This is a genomic window from Tepidiphilus succinatimandens (genome assembly GCF_006503695.1).
Taxonomy (GTDB): domain Bacteria; phylum Pseudomonadota; class Gammaproteobacteria; order Burkholderiales; family Rhodocyclaceae; genus Tepidiphilus; species Tepidiphilus succinatimandens.
On sequence record NZ_SBIK01000005.1, the window covers coordinates 98,099 to 115,771 of the forward strand.

The 17,673-nt window shown below is 66.2% G+C and carries 20 protein-coding genes and 1 pseudogene; 18 read left to right on the forward strand and 3 right to left on the reverse strand.

Annotated features, from left to right (window positions below; translation table 11 throughout):
* The first annotated feature begins 1 nt into the window (after nt 1).
* The 18 genes from frr to EPD82_RS04830 all read left to right on the forward strand — a co-directional run bounded on the left by frr (nt 2) and on the right by EPD82_RS04830 (nt 15,366).
* Entirely contained in the window at nt 2–562 is a 561-nt protein-coding gene (gene frr, locus EPD82_RS04745) for a ribosome recycling factor (RefSeq protein ID WP_055423708.1), read from the forward strand.
* A 72-nt stretch (nt 563–634) separates the two neighbouring features.
* Nucleotides 635–1,366: a polyprenyl diphosphate synthase gene (uppS, locus tag EPD82_RS04750; protein ID WP_055423709.1), complete on the forward strand. Its 732-nt coding sequence runs from the start codon at nt 635–637 to the stop codon at nt 1,364–1,366.
* Complete coding sequence (locus EPD82_RS04755; protein ID WP_141055822.1) at nt 1,363–2,196, forward strand: phosphatidate cytidylyltransferase; 834 nt, start codon at nt 1,363–1,365, stop codon at nt 2,194–2,196. Before uppS ends, EPD82_RS04755 begins: the two co-directional genes overlap by 4 nt.
* On the forward strand, nt 2,193–3,383 hold the full coding sequence (ispC, locus tag EPD82_RS04760; RefSeq protein WP_055423711.1) for a 1-deoxy-D-xylulose-5-phosphate reductoisomerase: 1,191 nt from the start codon (nt 2,193–2,195) through the stop codon (nt 3,381–3,383). Before EPD82_RS04755 ends, ispC begins: the two co-directional genes overlap by 4 nt.
* Complete coding sequence (gene rseP, locus EPD82_RS04765; RefSeq protein WP_055423712.1) at nt 3,380–4,744, forward strand: RIP metalloprotease RseP; 1,365 nt, start codon at nt 3,380–3,382, stop codon at nt 4,742–4,744. The genes ispC and rseP overlap by 4 nt, the downstream gene beginning before the upstream one ends.
* On the forward strand, nt 4,741–7,053 hold the full coding sequence (gene bamA, locus EPD82_RS04770) for an outer membrane protein assembly factor BamA (protein WP_141055824.1): 2,313 nt from the start codon (nt 4,741–4,743) through the stop codon (nt 7,051–7,053). Before rseP ends, bamA begins: the two co-directional genes overlap by 4 nt.
* A 57-nt stretch (nt 7,054–7,110) precedes the next feature.
* Entirely contained in the window at nt 7,111–7,638 is a 528-nt protein-coding gene (locus tag EPD82_RS04775; RefSeq protein ID WP_408646107.1) for an OmpH/Skp family outer membrane protein, read from the forward strand.
* On the forward strand, nt 7,638–8,678 hold the full coding sequence (gene lpxD, locus EPD82_RS04780; protein ID WP_141055827.1) for a UDP-3-O-(3-hydroxymyristoyl)glucosamine N-acyltransferase: 1,041 nt from the start codon (nt 7,638–7,640) through the stop codon (nt 8,676–8,678). The genes EPD82_RS04775 and lpxD overlap by 1 nt, the downstream gene beginning before the upstream one ends.
* Before the next feature lie 44 nt (nt 8,679–8,722).
* The gene (gene fabZ / locus EPD82_RS04785; RefSeq protein WP_055423760.1) at nt 8,723–9,160 is read left to right on the forward strand and encodes a 3-hydroxyacyl-ACP dehydratase FabZ; all 438 of its coding nucleotides are present in this window, start codon (nt 8,723–8,725) and stop codon (nt 9,158–9,160) included.
* Nucleotides 9,157–9,939: an acyl-ACP--UDP-N-acetylglucosamine O-acyltransferase gene (gene lpxA / locus EPD82_RS04790; protein WP_141055830.1), complete on the forward strand. Its 783-nt coding sequence runs from the start codon at nt 9,157–9,159 to the stop codon at nt 9,937–9,939. The genes fabZ and lpxA overlap by 4 nt, the downstream gene beginning before the upstream one ends.
* Nucleotides 9,923–11,089 (forward strand): lipid-A-disaccharide synthase, encoded by a 1,167-nt coding sequence (gene lpxB, locus EPD82_RS04795; protein ID WP_141055833.1) that lies wholly within the window; start codon nt 9,923–9,925, stop codon nt 11,087–11,089. Before lpxA ends, lpxB begins: the two co-directional genes overlap by 17 nt.
* A 3-nt stretch (nt 11,090–11,092) precedes the next feature.
* Nucleotides 11,093–11,671 carry a ribonuclease HII gene (gene rnhB / locus EPD82_RS04800; protein WP_055423717.1) on the forward strand — a complete coding sequence of 193 codons (579 nt, stop codon included), beginning with the start codon at nt 11,093–11,095 and terminating at the stop codon, nt 11,669–11,671.
* Nucleotides 11,668–12,477, forward strand: a complete 810-nt coding sequence (locus EPD82_RS04805; protein WP_141055836.1) for a TrmH family RNA methyltransferase — start codon at nt 11,668–11,670, stop codon at nt 12,475–12,477. Before rnhB ends, EPD82_RS04805 begins: the two co-directional genes overlap by 4 nt.
* 61 nt (nt 12,478–12,538) lie before the next feature.
* Nucleotides 12,539–12,787 (forward strand): DUF2281 domain-containing protein, encoded by a 249-nt coding sequence (locus EPD82_RS04810; RefSeq protein ID WP_141055839.1) that lies wholly within the window; start codon nt 12,539–12,541, stop codon nt 12,785–12,787.
* Nucleotides 12,784–13,191, forward strand: coding sequence for a type II toxin-antitoxin system VapC family toxin (locus EPD82_RS04815; protein ID WP_141055841.1), 408 nt, complete (start codon nt 12,784–12,786; stop codon nt 13,189–13,191). The genes EPD82_RS04810 and EPD82_RS04815 overlap by 4 nt, the downstream gene beginning before the upstream one ends.
* A 48-nt stretch (nt 13,192–13,239) precedes the next feature.
* Nucleotides 13,240–14,025 (forward strand): peroxide stress protein YaaA, encoded by a 786-nt coding sequence (gene yaaA / locus EPD82_RS04820; protein ID WP_141055844.1) that lies wholly within the window; start codon nt 13,240–13,242, stop codon nt 14,023–14,025.
* A gap of 529 nt (nt 14,026–14,554) precedes the next feature.
* The gene (locus EPD82_RS04825) at nt 14,555–14,836 is read left to right on the forward strand and encodes a type II toxin-antitoxin system TacA family antitoxin (protein WP_141055847.1); all 282 of its coding nucleotides are present in this window, start codon (nt 14,555–14,557) and stop codon (nt 14,834–14,836) included.
* Entirely contained in the window at nt 14,833–15,366 is a 534-nt protein-coding gene (locus EPD82_RS04830; RefSeq protein ID WP_141055850.1) for a GNAT family N-acetyltransferase, read from the forward strand. Before EPD82_RS04825 ends, EPD82_RS04830 begins: the two co-directional genes overlap by 4 nt.
* Here the strand turns inward: EPD82_RS04830 and EPD82_RS12355 are convergent.
* The 3 genes and pseudogenes from EPD82_RS12355 to EPD82_RS04845 all read right to left on the reverse strand — a co-directional run.
* Nucleotides 15,295–15,748, reverse strand: a pseudogene (locus EPD82_RS12355) (transposase); the annotation flags it as partial. The gene EPD82_RS04830 and the pseudogene EPD82_RS12355 overlap by 72 nt on opposite strands.
* 27 nt (nt 15,749–15,775) lie before the next feature.
* On the reverse strand, nt 15,776–16,597 hold the full coding sequence (serB, locus tag EPD82_RS04840) for a phosphoserine phosphatase SerB (RefSeq protein WP_141055853.1): 822 nt from the start codon (nt 16,595–16,597) through the stop codon (nt 15,776–15,778).
* The gene (locus EPD82_RS04845; RefSeq protein WP_141055856.1) at nt 16,597–17,670 is read right to left on the reverse strand and encodes a 3-deoxy-7-phosphoheptulonate synthase; all 1,074 of its coding nucleotides are present in this window, start codon (nt 17,668–17,670) and stop codon (nt 16,597–16,599) included. Before EPD82_RS04845 ends, serB begins: the two co-directional genes overlap by 1 nt.
* Between the last annotated feature and the right edge of the window lie 3 nt (nt 17,671–17,673).

Sequence of the window (17,673 nt, forward strand, 5' to 3'; positions counted from 1 at the left end):
GATGAACGTCGCTGAACTCAAGAAGGACGCCGAGCAGCGCATGGCCAAGGCCGTCGAGGTGCTCAAGGTCGATCTCGCCAAGGTTCGTACCGGCCGCGCCCACACGGGCCTGCTCGACCACGTCATGGTCGAATATTACGGTTCCATGGTTCCGGTGTCGCAGGTGGCCAACGTCACCCTGATCGATTCGCGCACCATCGGCGTGCAGCCTTGGGAAAAGAACATGCTCTCCAAGATCGAAAAAGCGATCCGCGAGAGCGATCTGGGGCTCAACCCTTCCAATATGGGCGAGATCCTGCGCGTGCCCATGCCGCCGCTCACCGAGGAGCGCCGCCGGGAGCTGGGCAAGGTGGTCCGGCACGAAGGGGAGCAGGCGCGCGTGGCGGTGCGCAACGTGCGCCGCGACGTAAACCATGAGATCAAGGAAGCCCTGAAGAAGAAAACGATCAGTGAGGACGAGGCGCGCCGGGCCGAGGAAGACGTCCAGAAACTCACCGACCGCTACATCGGCGAGATCGACAAGCTTATCGAGAAGAAAGAGCAGGAACTGCTGCAGATCTGATCCCATTCCCCCGCCGCAGCGTCCGGCGGGGCTGCGCGAGGCACCGTGGCCGAACTTCCCCTGACATCGACGATGGGCATCCCCGAAGTGCGCCCGATCCCGCGGCACATCGCCATCATCATGGATGGCAACGGTCGCTGGGCGAAGCAGCGCGGACTGCCCCGCATGGAGGGGCACCGTCAGGGCGTGGAGGCGGTGCGCCGCGTCGTGCGCCATTGCGCCGAGCTGGGGGTCGAGCATCTCACCCTCTTTGCCTTCAGCTCGGAGAACTGGCGCCGTCCGGCGGAAGAGGTGGGCTTTCTCATGGGGCTCTTTCGCATGATGCTCCAGCGCGAGGTCGCGCGCATGCACCGCAACGGCGTGCGGCTCACCGTCATCGGCGATCGCAGCCGCTTCGATGCGGAATTGCAGGCGCTCATCGCCAGGGCCGAGGCGAAGACCGCGGCCAACACCAAGATCTGCCTCAACATCGCCGCCAATTACGGCGGTCGCTGGGACATCGTGCAGGCGATGAACCGGCTCACCAGCAAACATCCCGAGCGCGCCGGCGGTTACACCGAGGCCGAGCTGCAGGCGGAGCTCGCCCTGGGTTGGGCACCCGAACCAGATCTCTTCATCCGCACTGGCGGCGAGCAGCGCTTGAGCAATTTCCTGCTCTGGCAGCTCGCCTACACCGAACTCTATTTCACCGACATGCTCTGGCCGGATTTCCGCGAGGAGGCACTCGACGAGGCGGTTCGCTCCTACCAGTGCCGCGAACGGCGCTTCGGCCGCACGAGCGAGCAGCTCGCCGCCTCTCCATGATCGCCCCTCTCGGGAATGCCTCGCGCCGGCTCCTCACTGCGGCGGCCTTGATCGCCGGTTTGCTCCTCTTGCTTTTTTTTGCGCCGGCCACTTTGTGGGCGGTGGCCGTCGCGTTCGTCGTGTTCCTCGCCGGCCGTGAGTGGTGCCGGCTCATCGGTTGGGCCGAGGTGCCCGCCTGGGGCGGGGCTCTGGGTTACGTGGTCGGGTATGCCTTCTTGTGGCGGGTAAGCGGCGTGAGCCTGGGTGAACCCGTGCTGCCGGTGCTCGAGGCAGTAATGATCGCCGGGGCTGCTTTCTGGCTGAGCCTCGCGCCCTGGACGCTGCTCGCGGGTTGGCGCTGCCGCAGCCGTTCGTTGTGGGCTGCGGTGGGTGCTCTGGTGCTGTGGCCCGCTGCTCTGGCGGTCGTGGCGCTACGGGAGTTCTCTGCCTTGCACCTGCTGGCGATGATGGCGCTCGTGTGGGTGGCCGATGCCGCCGCCTACTACGTCGGGCGTCGTTGGGGACGGCACAAGCTTGCCCCGACGATCAGCCCGGGCAAGACGATCGAAGGTGCGTTGGGCGCATTCGTCGCCGTGGGGGGGTATGCCACACTTTTGTATTTGCTCGGCCTTGCTCCCGCGGGCACGCCCTTTGGGCATTTCTTCGTTGTACTGTTGGCCTTGACGGCGGTGGCGATCGAAGGGGATCTCTTCGAATCCTGGATGAAACGTGTCGCCGGCGTGAAGGATTCCGGCGATGTCTTGCCCGGGCATGGCGGGGTGCTCGATCGCATCGACAGTCTGACGGCGACGATGCCTTTTCTCGCCCTGTGGTGGCTGGAGCGGCAATGAAGCGGGAACGCTTGGCGATCCTCGGCGCGAGCGGTTCGATCGGCGCGAGCGCGTTGGACGTGGTCTCGCGCCACCCGCAGCGCTTCGAAGTCGTAGCCCTCACGGCGCAGCGCCGCTGGAAAGAGTTGCTCGAAGCGTGCCGGCGGTTTGAACCCCGCTGGGCGGTGCTGGGCGAGGCGGACGCTGCGGACGCCTTGCGCGCGGCACTGCGCCGTGAGGGCATTCCGACCGAAGTGCGTCAAGGAGCGACTGCGCTCGCCGAAGTCGCCCGCCATCCCGAAGTGGATACGGTGATCGCCGCCATCGTTGGCGCGGCGGGGCTGCCCCCTGCCTGGGCCGCCGCGTGTGCGGGCAAGAAGATCCTGCTCGCCAACAAGGAGGCCCTGGTGCTCGCCGGCGGACTCTTCATGGAGGCGGTGGCGCGTCACGGGGCGCGGCTGCTGCCGCTCGATTCCGAACACAACGCCATCTTCCAGGCGCTGCCGCCGGACTACGACCGCAGCCGGCCGGACGATTTCGGCGTGCGGCGGATCCTCCTCACCGCTTCGGGGGGGCCGTTTCGCGAGCGGCCGCAGGAGACGTTTCCTGCCATTACGCCGCAAGAGGCGTGTGCCCATCCCAACTGGTCGATGGGGCGCAAGATCTCGGTCGACTCGGCCACGATGATGAACAAGGGGCTGGAGGTGATCGAGGCGTACTGGCTTTTCGGCCTGCCACCCTCGCGCATCGACGTGCTGATCCATCCCCAGAGCGTGGTGCATTCGCTGGTGGAATACCGCGACGGTTCGCTGCTCGCGCAGCTGGGCACGCCCGACATGCGCACGCCGATCGCCCATGCCTTGGGCTTTCCCCAGCGGCTCGAGGCGGGGGTGAGGCCACTCGATCTGGTGCGCGTGGGCCGGCTCGAATTCGAACCGCCCGACCTGGAGCGTTTTCCTTGCCTGCGGCTCGCCTACGAGGCGCTGCGCGAAGGCGGCTCGGCCCCTGCCGCGCTCAATGCGGCCAACGAGGTGGCGGTGGCTGCGTTCCTGCAGGGGCGCTTGCGGTTCGACCGCATTCCGGCCCTGATCGAAGCCACGCTCGCGCAGCTGCCGAAGCGCGAGCTCGACACGATCGAGGCGGTGCTGGAATTCGACCGCCTGGCGCGAGACCGGGCCGAATCCTTGCTCGCGGGGGAGGGCGCATGAACGTCTTCTCCTACCTCATTCCTTTCGTGATCGCCCTGGGTGGCCTCATCTTCTTCCACGAGCTGGGGCACTACCTCGTCGCCCGGGCCTGTGGCGTGAAAGTGCTGCGTTTTTCCATTGGTTTCGGGCCAGCGCTGTGGTCGCGCCGTTTCGGGCGCGATGGCACGGAATGGGTGCTCGCCGCCGTCCCCTTGGGCGGCTATGTGAAAATGGTCGATGAGCGGGAAGGCCCGGTGGCGCCCGAGGATCTCGCCCGTGCGTTCAACCGTCAGCCGGTGGGCAAGCGCATGCTGATCGTGGTCGCCGGCCCCCTGGCCAACCTCTTGTTGGCGATCGTTCTCTATGCGGCGCTCTATACGGTGGGAGTGCGCGAGCCGGTGGCGCGAATCGATCCGCCGCCCGAGAGCATCGCGGCGCAGGCAGGGTTGCAGCCGGGCGACCGGGTGATGGCCGTCGACGGGCGCGAGGTGCTGAGCCTGCCGCAGCTGCGTTGGGAAGTGCTCGCCGCGGCCCTGCGCCGCGATGCGGCGACGCTGGAGGTGGAGCGCGCCGGCGAGCGCCTGACGATCTCTTTGCCGCTCGCCGGGGTCGTCGTCGATCACGGCAGCGACGACGTCATGGTACAGCTGGGGCTCAAGCCCTGGCGTCCGCCCCTGGAGCCGGTGGTGGGCAGCGTCGCTCCGGGCAGCCCGGCCGAGCGCGCCGGCATCGTGCCCGGGATGCGGGTGCGCGCCATCGAGGGCAAGCCGATCGCCGATTGGCGGGATCTGGTCGAGATCGTGCGTGCGAATCCCGGCAAGACCTTGCGTTTCACCCTGGAGCAGGAGGGCCGGACGCTCGAACGGGAGGTGTTCGCCGAGTCCGCCGACGATGGCCAAGGGGGAACGATCGGACGCATCGGCGTGGCGGTACGCCCCGTTCCCGACGAGGAATTCCTCGTATCCGTGCGCTATCCGCCGCTGCAGGCGCTGAATCTGGCGTTGCGGCAGACGTGGGAAGTGAGCGCGATGAGCTTGCGCCTCTTCGGGCGCATGCTCATCGGCGAGGCCTCGCTCAAGAACCTCTCCGGGCCGCTCACCATCGCCGACTATGCCGGTCAGACGGCGAAAATGGGTCTGGAGCACTATCTGCGCTTCGTCGCCTTGGTGAGCATCAGCCTGGGGGTGTTGAACCTGCTGCCGGTGCCGATTCTGGATGGCGGGCATTTGCTGTATTATTCGCTCGAAGCCGTGCGCGGCCGGCCGCTCTCCGAGCGGGCGATGGAGATCGGCCAGCAGATTGGCTTGGCGCTGTTGATGACGTTGATGGCGATTGCGCTGTTCAACGATGTGTCCCGGATTTGGTCGAGTGTGAGCGGATGAAGAAAAAACTGGCGGCGACGGTGGCCCTGATCGGAGCTTTGCTCGTGGGGTCGGTCCAGGCGTTCGAGCCGTTCGTGGTCAAGGACATCCGCGTCGAAGGGATCCAGCGCGTCGAGGCCGGGACCATCTTCAGCTATCTGCCGGTGAAGGTGGGCGAGCGCATCACCCAGGAGCAGGCCGACGAGGCGGTGCGCAAGCTCTTCGAGACGGGATTTTTCAGCGACGTGCGCATCGAGGCCGACGGCGACGTGCTGGTGGTCCTCGTCGATGAGCGGCCCGCCATCGGCGAGCTCCAGTTCGTCGGCATGAAAGAATTCGACGTCGACTCCATCAAGCAGGCGCTGCGCGGCGTTGGTTTGGCCGAATCGCGCATCTTCGACCGCTCGCTGCTGCGGCAAGCGGAGCAGGAGCTCAAGCGCCAATACCTCTCGCGCGGCTATTATGCGGTGGATATCCAAACGACCATCACGCCCTTGCCGCGCAACCGGGTGGCCATCCGTTTCGACATCACCGAAGGGGAGCCGGCCAAGATCGCCGAGATCAAGATCGTCGGCAACAAGGCCTTTTCCGAAAAAGAACTCCTGAAAAAGTTCCAGTTGACCACCCCGGGCTGGCTCACCTGGTACACCAAATCCGACCGCTATTCGCGCGAGAAACTGCAGCAGGATCTGGAATCGCTGCGCTCATTCTACATGAACCAGGGATACCTCGATTTCGAGATCGAGTCGGCTTCGGTGTCGATCGGACCGGACAAGCAGAACATCTACATTTCGATCTCGGTCAAGGAAGGGGAGCGCTACACCGTTTCGGCGGTGCGCTTTGCCGGCAATCTCATTCTGCCGGAAGAGGAGTACCGCAAGCTCGCCCAGCTCAAGCCCGGCGACGTCTTCTCGCGCGAGAAGCTCAATGCCACGGTGAAGGCGGTAACCGACCGGCTCGGCAACGAAGGCTACGCCTTTGCCAACGTCAATGCCGCCCCCGAGATCGATCGCGAGAAGCGCCAGGTGGCTTTCACCATCTTCGTCGATCCGGGCCGGCGTACCTACGTGCATCGCATCAACGTGGGCGGCAACGTGCGCACCCGCGACGAAGTGGTCCGCCGCGAGATGCGGCAGATGGAGGGCGAGTGGTACGACGCCGAGAAGATCAACAAGTCCAAGCAGCGCATCGACCGTCTGGGCTACTTCGACGACGTGCAAGTAGAGACTCAGCCAGTGCCCGGCACCACCGACCAGGTCGACGTCAATTTCACCGTCAAGGAAAAGCCCACGGGCAACCTGATGGTCGGGGCGGGTTTCTCGAGTTCGGATAGCGTCGTGCTCTCGGGATCGGTCACGCAGGACAACATCTTCGGCAGCGGCAAGTCGCTGGGCCTGCAGCTCGACACCAGCCAGTCGAAACGCACCGCCTCGCTCTCCTTCACCGATCCGTACTATACGATCGATGGCGTCTCGCTCGGCTACGACCTTTACTACCGCACCTTCGATCCCTCGGAAAGCTACAACATATCCCGCTATAAGACTCGTTCGATGGGCGGTGGGTTGCGCATGGGCTGGCCGATCGGCGAGGACGACAACATCCAGTTCGGTCTGGCCTACGATCTCACCAAGATCGACGTCTATTGGGATAGCCCGCTGCGCTACATCGAGTTCTGCGGTCCGGGCAGTGACTATGACTGCGATGGTGTCTCGTCGCTGGCATTTACGGCCGGCTGGGCGCGCGACACCCGCGATTCGCGCATCTACCCGATGAAAGGGCGCTATCAGCGCGTCTCGGCCGAAGTGGACCTGCCGCCGGGCGACATCGAGATCGTCAAGCTCTCCTACCAGCATCAATGGTGGATCCCGATCACCGAGCGCCAGGCGCTCATGTTGAACGGCGACATCGGCTGGATCGAGTCCTACGGCGACAAAGACGTCCCCTTCTTCCGCAACTACTACGTGGGCGGCATCGGTTCCGTGCGAGGGTTCGAGGCCGGTAGCCTCGGGCGCAAGGACGAGAACGACGACGCCTACGGCGGCACGCGCAAGATCGTGCTCAACGCCGAGTACTATTTCCCCTTGCCAGGCATGGGGATGGACAAGACCTTCCGCATGTCGGTCTTCGTCGATTCGGGCTATGTGTGGGATCAGGACGATCCCATCCAGCTCAACGACATGCGCGTGAGTACGGGGGTCGGTTTCTCCTGGTCTTCGCCGCTGGGGCCGCTGAAATTCAGCTTCGCGGTGCCGCTGCGCAAGGACGTCGGAGGTTCGAATTACAAAGACGATACGCAGAACTTCCAATTCCAGTTTGGGACCATGTTCTGAGCCTATGTCCCGGTTTTTCCGGCGTCGGCGTGAGGATGCCGGAAGGTGGGTTGTGCAATGACGACGAGAGAGGTCAGCGTGAAGAGAAAATCCGTGGCGGTGTTGGTGGCGTTGTCGCTGGGCCTGACGAGCGCGATGGCCTGGGCGGAGGCCAAGATCGGGTTCGTCAATTCGGAGCGCCTGATGCGCGAGGCTCCGCCGGCGGTGGCGGCGCAAAAACGCCTGGAGAAGGAGTTCGAGCCGCGCGACCGGGAGTTGAAGCGCATGGCCGACGAGCTGCAGGCGCTGCAGCAGGAATTGGAGCGCAAGGGCTCGTCGATGAACGAGAGCGAACGCAGCCGCAAGGAACGGGCGTTTGCCGAGATGAGTCGCGACTTCCAGCGCAAGCAGCGTGAATTCCGTGAGGATCTCAACCAGCGGCGCAACGAGGAGCTCGCGCGCGTGCTCGACCAGGCCAACAAGGCGATCAAGAAAGTCGCGGAAGACGGCAAATACGACCTCGTGTTGCAGGACGCGGTCTACGCTAGCCCGCGCATCGACATTACCGACCAGGTCATCAAAGCGCTCGAGTCGGCGGGGCAGTGATGGCTGAGCGTACGCTAGGGGCGCTCGCCGAGCGCTTCGGCGTCGAGGTGCGCGGCGATCCCGCGCTCGTGCTGCGCCGCGTCGCCTCGCTCGAATCGGCGCAGCCGGGCGATCTCACCTTCGTGGCACAGCCGAAGTATCTCGCGCGCCTGCCGCAGTGCCGCGCGAGCGCCGTGATCCTCGCGCCGAAATTCGCCGATCGCGCGCCGCCCCACCTTGCCTTGGTGCTGGCGCCCGATCCTTACCTGCTCTATGCCAAGGCAGCGCAGTGGCTGCACCCCGAACCCGAGGTGTGCCCAGGGGTGCATCCCAGCGCGGTGGTGCTGGGTGAGGTCGATCCGAGCTGCGCCATCGGGCCCAACGCGGTGGTGGAAGCCGGGGCGCGGGTCGGAGCAGGCACGGTGATCGGCGCGGGCAGCGTGATCGGCGCCGGTAGCAGCCTCGGACCGGAATGCCGCATCGCCGCCAACGTCACGATTTACCCCGGATGTGTGATCGGCGCGCGTGTGCGCATCCATTCCGGGGCGGTGATCGGCGCCGACGGCTTCGGCTTCGCCTGGGACGGTGGGGAAGAGCGCTGGGTGAAGATCCCGCAACTGGGCCGCGTGGTGATCGGCGATGACGTGGAGATCGGGGCGAACACCTCGATCGACCGCGGCGCGCTCGAAGATACGGTGATCGAGGAGGGCGTGATCCTCGACAACCAAATCCAGATCGGGCACAACTGCCACGTCGGGGCGCACACGGCCATGGCCGGCTGCGTCGGCGTGGGCGGCAGCACCCGCATCGGGCGCCGCTGCCGCCTGGGCGGGCAGGTCGGCATTGCCGGGCACGTGGAGATCTGCGACGACGTGACCATCATGGCCGGTTCCGGCGTGATGAAGCCCATCACCAGGCCAGGCGTCTATGGCGCTGGCATCCCGCTGCAGCCCTATGAGGAGTGGCGGCGCAACTTCGCCCACCTGCGCCATCTCGACGCGATGGCCGAGCGCATCCGCCGCCTGGAAAAGCGCCTGGCCGAACTCGCCGACGAGGACTGATCCTCGTCGCTTTCCCGATTTCCTGCCGCGAGCCCTGCGACATGATGAACATCGAACAGATCCTGCAGTATCTGCCGCACCGCTATCCGTTCCTTCTCGTCGACCGCGTCCTCGAGATGGAAGTGGGCAAACGCATCCTGGCGTTGAAGAACGTCACCATCAACGAGCCGTTTTTCCCCGGACACTTCCCGCATGCGCCGGTGATGCCGGGCGTGCTGATCCTGGAGGCGCTCGCCCAGGCCGCAGCCGTGCTCTCCTTCGAGACCATGGGCACGCGCCCCGATGCCGATTCCATCGTCTATTTTGCCGGCATCGACGAGGCGCGGTTCCGCCGCCCGGTGGTGCCGGGGGATCAGCTGCTGCTGGAAGTGGAGCTGCTGCGCAACGTGCGCGGCATCTCGAAGTATTCGGCCACGGCCCGCGTCGGTGAAGAGGTGGCGGCCCAGGCGCAGCTCATGTGCGCGCTCAAAGGGCTGAAATGAGCACGGTCGACATCCACCCGAGCGCGATCGTCGCTGCCGGCGCGGAGCTGGCCGAGGGGGTGAAGATCGGCCCTTACTGCGTGATCGGTCCGCACGTGAAGATCGGCGCGCGCACGCGGATCGAGGCGCACTGCGTGCTCGAGGGGCACACGGCGCTGGGGGAGGACAACCACGTCTTTCCTTTCTGCTCGCTGGGGCAGGTGCCGCAGGATATGAAGTACGCGGGGGAGCCCACGCGTCTGACGATCGGGCATCGCAACACCATCCGCGAGTATTGTTCCTTCAACGTCGGCACGGTGCAGGGCGGCGGCGAGACGCGCGTGGGCGACGACAACTGGATCATGGCCTACGTGCACGTGGCGCACGACTGCACGGTGGGTAATCACACCATTTTCGCCAACAACGCTACGCTCGCGGGCCACGTCGTCGTGGGGGACTGGGCGATCCTCGGCGGATTCACCGGCGTGCACCAGTTCGTGCGCGTGGGGGCGCACAGCTTTTGCGGCGTGGGCACGGTGCTGCTGCAAGATCTTCCGCCCTACGTGACGGTGGCGGGCAACCCGGCCGCGCCACACGGCATCAACGCCGAGGGGTTGCGTCGTCGGGGGTTTTCGCCCGAGGCGATCGCCGCCATCCGGCGCGCCTACAAGCTCCTCTATCGCAGCGGGCTTACTTTGGCCGAGGCGCGCGAGCGCATCGCGGAACTGGCCGTCGAGCAGCCGGAGCTGCAACCGCTCATCGACTTCCTCGCACAACCGGGCCGTGGCATCGTCCGCTGAAACGCCTTCGGTCGCGCTCGTGGCCGGTGAGGCTTCGGGCGATCTCTTGGGCGGGCTGCTCCTCGAGGGTTTGCGCCTGGCGCTGCCCGGGGTTCGTTTCTGGGGCGTGGGCGGCGAGGCGATGCAGGCCCAGGGGTTCGATGCGCGTTGGTCCTACGAGCCCCTGGCGGTGCACGGATTCGTCGATGCGCTCAAGCGCTATCCTCGGCTCGCGCGCTTTCGCCGCGCGCTCGTGCACGCGCTCGCGGCGCCGCCGGTGGATCTCTTCATCGGCATCGACGCGCCGGATTTCAACCTCGGGCTCGAGGCGCAGCTCAAACGCGCCGGTATCGGCACGGTGCACTTCGTCAGCCCCTCGATCTGGGCCTGGCGCCGCCGGCGAGTGAAGACGATCGCCCGCGCGGTCGATCTGATGCTGTGCCTTTTTCCTTTCGAGCCAGCGCTCTATGCCGAGGCCGGGATCGAAGCGCGCTTCGTCGGCCATCCGCTTGCCGACCGGCTGCCGCTCGCACCGGACCAGGCGGGGGCCCGGGCCGCGCTGGGAATCGCACCGCAGGCGCCGGTGCTGGCGCTGCTGCCAGGCAGCCGCGAGGGGGAGTTGAGGCACCTCTTGCCGGTCTTTCTCGCCGCGGCGGCGCGCCTGCGGCAGGCGCTGCCCGATCTGGTGCTGCTCTTGCCCACGGCCAACGCCTTGGGCGATGCCCTCGTGGCCGAAGCCTTGGCCGAGGCGCCCGAGCTCGGGGTGCACGTGCTGCCGCGCCGGGCGCACGAGGCGATGACGGCGGCCGACGTGGTGCTGCTCGCCAGCGGCACGGCCACGCTGGAAGCGGCGCTGCTCAAGCGCCCGATGGTGATCGCCTACCGCATGAATCCGTGGCAATATCGCCTGCTGCGGCGCATGGCCTATCTGCCATGGGTGGGTTTGCCCAACATCCTGCTGTGCGAGACGGTGGTGCCAGAGCTGCTGCAGGACGAGGCGAACCCCGCCGATCTGGCCGCGGCGGTGTTGCGCTGGTTCGAAGACGCACCGGCGCGTGCGCGGCTCGCCGAGCGCTTCACCGAACTGCACCTCATGCTGCGCCAGGACACCGCCCAGCGTGCAAGCGAGGCGATCCTGACGCGGTTCGGCCCGAAACTCGGGAGGGGATAGACGATGTCGACGCTCACCTGCGGGGTGGATGAGGCAGGTCGCGGACCGCTCGCCGGGCCGGTGGTGGCCGCGGCGGTGATCCTGCCGCCCGGAACGTCGCTCTCAGGGCTGAACGATTCGAAGAAACTGAGTCCGCGCCAGCGCGAGCGGCTTGCGGCGGAAATCCGCGCCACCGCGCTCGCTTGGGCAGTGGCCGAGGCGTCGGCCGCGGAGATCGATGCCTGGAACATCCTGCGCTCGACGCTGCGGGCGATGGCGCGCGCCGTGGCGGCATTGCCCTTGACGCCCGACGAGGTGCTGGTCGATGGCAACCAGGCACCGGCGCTGGAGGTGCCGGTGCGCACGATCATCGGCGGCGACGCCCTCGAACCGGCCATCATGGCTGCCTCTATCCTTGCCAAGACGCATCGCGACGCGCGGCTCGTGGCGTTGGAAGCCCGCCATCCCGGGTATGGCTTTGCCCGGCACAAGGGCTATGGCACGGCCGCGCATCTGGCGGCGCTCGCGCGGCTCGGTCCCTGTCCCGAGCATCGTCGCAGTTTCGCCCCGGTACGTGCGGCGCTGGAGCGCATGGGGCGATGAGTTCCTGGCAGGAGATCCGCTCGCGCGACAACCCGCAGGTGCGCGCGATCCGGCGCTGGCTGAACGAGGCATCCTTTCGCAGGCGCGAGCCGTGGCTCGTGCTCGAGGGTGATCACCTGCTCACCGCGGCGCTGCAGGCCGGCTGGATGCCGGAGGCGGTGTTCGTCGAGGAGGGACGGGAAGCGCGTTTCGCGGCCGTGCTCGAGGCGCTGCCGCCCACGTGCGCGCGTGTTCGCGTCGCTGCCCCGGTTTTTCGCGCGCTTGCCGCCACCGAGACGCCGTCTGGCATCGTGGCGCGGTTCGCACGCCGTACACTGGAAGTCACGCCGGAAGAACTCGCCGGGCGCGATCTCGTGCTGCTCGATGGGGTGCAGGAGCCGGGCAACGTCGGCGCGATCCTGCGCACCGCCGCCGCCGCGGGCGTGGGCGCGGTGCTGCTCGGGCCGGGCTGCGCCGATCATTGGGCGCCCAAAGTGCTGCGTGCAGCGATGGGCGCGCACTTCGTGTTGCCGATTGCCGCGATCGACGATCCCGAGCCCTGGTTCGCCGCACGTCGCGGCCGGGTTTTCGCCACGGCGCTCGCCGAGAAGGCCGTGCCGCTCTACGCGCTCGGTCTGAAAGCGCCGGCGCTGTGGCTTTTCGGTGCGGAAGGGGCCGGGGTGCGTCCCGAGTGGTTGGCCGTGGCGGATGCCTGCGTGCGCATCCCCATGCCAGGGGCGATGGAGTCGCTCAACGTCGCCGCAGCGGCTGCCGTGTGCCTGTTCGAGGCGGTGCGGCAGCGCGTCAGCGCGGGAATTCGCGCATAATTCTTGAGTCGGAGTCGGCCAGACCGGATGTCTGATCCCCGTGCCCGCCGGAGAAATGCACATGAACTTGTCCGAGATCATCTTCGATCACGCGAAACGCTTGCCGCCCCCCTTGCAGCAAGAGGCGCTGGATTTCATCTCCTGGCTCGAACGGCGACATGGGGTGCGTCTCCCCAAGCCGCCCCGGACCGTGTCCCAGCGGACCGAAGTCTTTCTGGAGAAGATGGCAGGATGTCTGGGGGAGGATTTCCCCGATGACATCGACGATGCCGATCTTGGCGCAGATACGCCGCGCGAGCCTCTGGAATGAACGGCTACCTTTTGGATACGAACGTCTGGATCGCCTTGCTGAAGAATCACCACGAGGTGGTGGAAAACGTGCGTGACGTCGGCATCGACGCCCTCTACCTCTGTGCGCCGGTATGGGCCGAATTGTGGTACGGCGCCTGCAAGAGTGGGCGCGTTGCCGAAAACCAGCAGCGCTTGCGGGAATTGGCCGCATATGTCCAAGGATTGCCTTTCGACGACAGGGCTGCTGAACATTGTGGCGAGATTCGAGCTTTTCTGGCCCGCCGAGGAACTCCGATCGGTCCCTACGATATGCAAATCGCCGCCATCGCCCGATCTGCCGGTTTACGGGTCGTGACGCGCAACGTGGCCGAATTTTCCCGTGTGCCGGGCTTGATTGTGGAAAATTGGCAGGATGGCGGTTGAGCGTTTGGGCTAGCTCCTGTACCACTTCACCCATCAGGAGAAAGAGACATGATCCTCGTGATTTCCCCCGCCAAGGCGATGGAGTTCGATACGCCCGCCCCCGTGGCGGAGACGACACTGCCCGATTTTCTCGATCGGGCGCAGGAGCTCGTCGGGCGGTTGCGGCGGTTGACGCCGGCCGAGCTGCAGGAGCTGATGGATTTGTCGGACAAGCTCGCGGCCCTGAACGTGGGGCGTTATGCGGCCTGGTCGCCCGAGCATACGCCCGATGCGGCGAAGGCGGCGCTCTTCGCCTACGCGGGCGATGTCTATGAGGGGCTGGAGGCGGCGAGCCTGCCCCCGGCGGCGATCGCCTGGCTGCAGGAGAATCTGCGTATCCTCTCGGGGCTCTACGGCGTGCTGCGCCCGCTCGACCGCATCCTGCCGCATCGGCTGGAGATGGGAACGCGGCTGGAGAATCCGCTCGGGCGCGATCTCTATGCCTACTGGCGGGAGACGGTGACGGCGGCCCTGCGGCGGCTGCTCGAGGCGCAGGCGGCGGCTGGGCGCGTGCCCGTGCTCGTCAATCTCGCCTCGGAAGAATACTTCAAGGCAGTCGACGTCGCGGCACTAGGGGCACGGGTGGTGAGCCCCGTGTTCGAGGACTGGAAGGGTGGGCGCTTCAAGATCATCAGCTTCTATGCCAAGCGCGCCCGCGGGCTGATGGCGCGCCATGCGGCCCTGAAAAGGGCGGAGCAGGTGGAGGATCTGCTCGGCTTCTCGCTCGAGGGCTACGCCTACGATCCTGCGGCCTCGAGCCCGGATCGACCGGTGTTCCGGCGCAAGGCGGTTTGAGCGCTGGCGAAGAAACCGTCGCGAGCGGTTCGAGTGCGAGGCGCCCGGAGCGCAGCGACGAGACATATCCCGAAGATAGGCGAGGAGCGAGCTCCGCGCAACGAAGAGCAATCGGGCCGCGCAGCAGGTTTATTCGCAAGCTCTAGGGAGGAGAGGGGGTTGTCGTGGTATCAGGGCGTTATGGAAAGCGGTTTCCGAGGCTTTATGCCGCCCTCTTCCTCAACGGTTCGACCGTCACGAAGCGCTGGAGGCGACGATTCAGCGCTACGTGGCGGCACAATCACCCCTTCCCCAGAAGGCCCTGGGACATGTCCCGCCCATCGAGGCCATGAAAAGATAGTACGCGGAAAAACCGGAACTTTTCATAAAAGTGCCACGCAATCGTCCGGGACCCAACACATACCTAATGAAAACCGGACAAACCTCGTGCTACAAGTCCGGACAGTTTATTTGTTCGCTACAACCATCGAAAAATCCCCTTGATCTGTACGGCAATCTGACGTACAATTGGTCTTAGGAGGACAAAACCATGGCCCACACCGCTGCGACCGCCCGTCTCGAAGCAAGAATCAGCCCCGAGCTGCATTCGATGCTCAAACGCGCTGCCGAGCTTCAAGGGCGCACCCTGACCGATTTCGTCGTGTCCGCCGTGCAGGACGCAGCGCAACGTGCCATCGAGCAAGCCACGGTGATCCGCCTGTCGCTGGCCGATCAGGAATGCTTTGCGCAAGCGCTGCTCTCCCCGCCGGAATCGACCCCTGCGTTGAAACGCGCCTTTGCTCGCCGTAGCGCGCTCCTGCGCACCGAATGAGCCGAGCCCCCTTCCTGCTCGTGCCACTCGATGCAGTGCATGATCGTGCCTCGTTCGACTGCGGTTCGGAGCCGCTGAATCGCTATTTACGGGAACACGCCACCCAGGACATGCGCCGCCGCGTGGCCGCCTGCTTCGTGGCCCTGGCTGAGGGGCCGCGCATCGCGGGCTATTACACTTTGGCCGCAGCCAGCCTGCTGCTGGCCGATCTTCCGCCCAGCATAGGCAAGAAGCTGCCGCGTTATCCCAGCGTGCCCGCCGTTCGCCTGGGGCGCTTGGCCGTCGATCGGGCATTCAAAGGCCAAGGCCTGGGCAGCGCTTTGCTGGCTGATGCGCTCGCGCGTGCCGCTCGCTCAGAAATTGCCGCCTTCGCCCTGATGGTCGACGCCAAGGACGAGGCGGCCGCGGCTTTCTATCGGCATCATGGCTTCATCGCCTTGCCCGACTCGCCGCTGACCCTATTTTTGCCGCTGGCAACCGTAATTGGCCAGAGCAAAGAGGGTGAACAGCTGGGCAGTGTTCTTGGCTAAGCCCCAATAGCATCGCTTGCGTCAAAGGGGGTATATCAATTTTACTTCGTTGATCAAGGCAAAACTGTGTCAGTTTTCAATCGGTGTTGACAGCCTTGCGCACGCTGCGCTTCAGGGCGATGTGCCAGCGTACGGGAACCTCCAGGTTCTCCGCCCGCTTCTCCACCCCCTGGTAGCCGGCATCGCCAAAGACGTCCGTCTCGTCCCCATGCAGCAGCGCCTGGGCTTGTGTGACGTCGCCGGCATTGGCCGCGGTGCCGATCAGCGTGTGGGTGAGCCCCGAGGCGGCATCCACACCGATGTGCGCCTTCATGCCGAAGTGCCATTGATTGCCCTTCTTCGTCTGATGCATCTCGGGGTCGCGCTTGCCCGAGTCGTTCTTGAAGAGGGGGAATAAATCAGCGTTTCCCTAGGGCAACAGCTCGAGCACGGCATCCAGTCCCTGCGCCATGCTGACGACGTTGACGTGGGGCAGGATGCGTGGTTTGGGCCGCCAGGCGAGGCGCGTGCCGGCGAGGGCGAGCATGGCGAGGTCGTTGGCCCCGTCGCCGGCGGCGAGGATCTCGCACCGCGCCGCACCCAGCCGCTCGGCGGCGGTGCGCAGGATGCCGGCCTTGGCGGCGGCGTCGATCACGGGCCCGACGAGCCGCCCGGTGAGGAGGCCGTCTTTCGTTTCGAGCACGTTGGCGTGGGCTTCGTCGAAACCGAGCTCGCGCGCGAGCCGCTCGGTGAAGAAAGTGAAGCCGCCGGAGACGAGCACGCAGTGGCAGCCGTTCTCCTTGAGCGCCGCCACCAGCCGGGCCGCGCCGGGGTTGAGCCGCACCCGTTCGCGGTAGAGTTCTTCCAGCCGCGCCACCGGGATGCCGGCCAGCAGCGCCACGCGGGCATTGAGCGCTTCGCGGAAGTCGAGCTCGCCCTGCATGGCCGCTTCGGTGATGCGGGCGACTTCGGGTTTGAGGCCGGCCAGATCGGCGATTTCGTCGATGCACTCGATGGCGATAAGCGTCGAGTCCATGTCGGTGACGAAGAGCCGGAAGGCCCGCCAGCTTGGAGCGATGTCTTGGTCGAGCCAGGCCCAGTCGGCGCCGATCGCGCAGAGTTCGCGGTCGAACTGGGCGCGGCGTTCCGGCAGGGCGAGCCAGAGGTAGGTTCCTTGCGGGTGCGCGGCAAGGGAATGCCGCGCCAGCCACTCGTGCGCCGCCGGGGCGGCGAGCAGGCGCAGATGCGGCATCAGCGCCCTCGGCGGGGCAGCGCCTCGCACAGCACCGAATGTGCCGAGCGCAGGATGGCGGCGGTGGTGTCCCAGTCGATGCACGGGTCGGTGATCGAGCAGCCGTACTTGAGCTGTGAGGGCGGCGCGGGGAAGGGCTGGTTACCGGCTTCAAGGAAGCTCTCGAGCATCACGCCGACGATGGAGGTATTGCCCTCGCGGATCTGGTGCACCACGTCCTTGAGCACCAGCGGCTGGAATTCGGGTTTCTTCCAGGAGTTGGCGTGCGAGCAGTCGACGACGAGGTTCATCGGCAGCCCTGCCTTGGCGAGCGCCTGTTCCGCCAGCGAGACCGAGACCGAGTCGTAGTTGGGGCGTCCGCCGCCGCCGCGCAGCACGAGGTGGCCGTGGCGGTTGCCGCGGGTGCGCACGATGGCGGTGCGGCCTTCTTCGTCGATGCCGAGGAAAGCGTGCGGGCGCGAGGCCGAGACGATGGCGTTGACGGCCACTTCCAGGCTGCCATCGGTGGCATTCTTGAATCCGACCGGGGTGGACAGGCCGGAGGCCATCTCGCGGTGCGTCTGCGATTCGACCGTGCGTGCGCCGATCGCCGTCCACGAGATGAGATCGCCGTAGTACTGCGGCGCGATGGGATCGAGCGCCTCGGTGGCCGCCGGCAGCCCCAGCTCATTGACGGAGAGCAGGAACTCGCGGGCGCGCGCCATGCCCACGTCGATGCGGAAGCTGTCGTCGAGGAAGGGGTCGTTGATGTAGCCTTTCCAGCCGGTGGCGGTGCGCGGTTTCTCGAAGTAGACGCGCATCACCAGCACCAGGGTCTCGGAGATTTCCTGGGCGAGGGCGGCGAGCCGCTTGGCGTAGTCGAGGCCGGCGACGGGATCGTGGATGGAGCAAGGGCCGACGACGACGAAGAGCCGCGGATCGCGCCGCTCGAGGATGTCGACGAGAGTTTGGCGTGCCTGCGCGACCGTGGTCGCGGCGCGTTCACTCAGCGGGTGCTGCGCCTTGATCTCGGCCGGCGAGGGCATGGGATCGAAGCGCTCGATGTTGGTGTTTTCCAGCAGCGGGTTGCTCATGGG

Excerpts from the sequence above, each read along its gene's own strand:
- EPD82_RS04815 (WP_141055841.1), top strand. The coding sequence starts at position 12,784 with ATGAACGGCTACCTTTTGGATACGAACGTCTGGATCGCCTTGCTGAAG.
- yaaA (WP_141055844.1), top strand. The coding sequence starts at position 13,240 with ATGATCCTCGTGATTTCCCCCGCCAAGGCGATGGAGTTCGATACGCCC.
- serB (WP_141055853.1), bottom strand. The coding sequence starts at position 16,597 with ATGCCGCATCTGCGCCTGCTCGCCGCCCCGGCGGCGCACGAGTGGCTG.
- ispC (WP_055423711.1), top strand. The coding sequence starts at position 2,193 with ATGAAGCGGGAACGCTTGGCGATCCTCGGCGCGAGCGGTTCGATCGGC.
- fabZ (WP_055423760.1), top strand. The coding sequence starts at position 8,723 with ATGAACATCGAACAGATCCTGCAGTATCTGCCGCACCGCTATCCGTTC.
- EPD82_RS04805 (WP_141055836.1), top strand. The coding sequence starts at position 11,668 with ATGAGTTCCTGGCAGGAGATCCGCTCGCGCGACAACCCGCAGGTGCGC.
- EPD82_RS04845 (WP_141055856.1), bottom strand. The coding sequence starts at position 17,670 with ATGAGCAACCCGCTGCTGGAAAACACCAACATCGAGCGCTTCGATCCC.
- rnhB (WP_055423717.1), top strand. The coding sequence starts at position 11,093 with ATGTCGACGCTCACCTGCGGGGTGGATGAGGCAGGTCGCGGACCGCTC.
- EPD82_RS04755 (WP_141055822.1), top strand. The coding sequence starts at position 1,363 with ATGATCGCCCCTCTCGGGAATGCCTCGCGCCGGCTCCTCACTGCGGCG.
- EPD82_RS04830 (WP_141055850.1), top strand. The coding sequence starts at position 14,833 with ATGAGCCGAGCCCCCTTCCTGCTCGTGCCACTCGATGCAGTGCATGAT.
- uppS (WP_055423709.1), top strand. The coding sequence starts at position 635 with ATGGGCATCCCCGAAGTGCGCCCGATCCCGCGGCACATCGCCATCATC.
- EPD82_RS04825 (WP_141055847.1), top strand. The coding sequence starts at position 14,555 with ATGGCCCACACCGCTGCGACCGCCCGTCTCGAAGCAAGAATCAGCCCC.
- lpxA (WP_141055830.1), top strand. The coding sequence starts at position 9,157 with ATGAGCACGGTCGACATCCACCCGAGCGCGATCGTCGCTGCCGGCGCG.
- rseP (WP_055423712.1), top strand. The coding sequence starts at position 3,380 with ATGAACGTCTTCTCCTACCTCATTCCTTTCGTGATCGCCCTGGGTGGC.
- lpxD (WP_141055827.1), top strand. The coding sequence starts at position 7,638 with ATGGCTGAGCGTACGCTAGGGGCGCTCGCCGAGCGCTTCGGCGTCGAG.
- bamA (WP_141055824.1), top strand. The coding sequence starts at position 4,741 with ATGAAGAAAAAACTGGCGGCGACGGTGGCCCTGATCGGAGCTTTGCTC.
- EPD82_RS04810 (WP_141055839.1), top strand. The coding sequence starts at position 12,539 with ATGAACTTGTCCGAGATCATCTTCGATCACGCGAAACGCTTGCCGCCC.
- frr (WP_055423708.1), top strand. The coding sequence starts at position 2 with ATGAACGTCGCTGAACTCAAGAAGGACGCCGAGCAGCGCATGGCCAAG.
- EPD82_RS04775 (WP_408646107.1), top strand. The coding sequence starts at position 7,111 with ATGACGACGAGAGAGGTCAGCGTGAAGAGAAAATCCGTGGCGGTGTTG.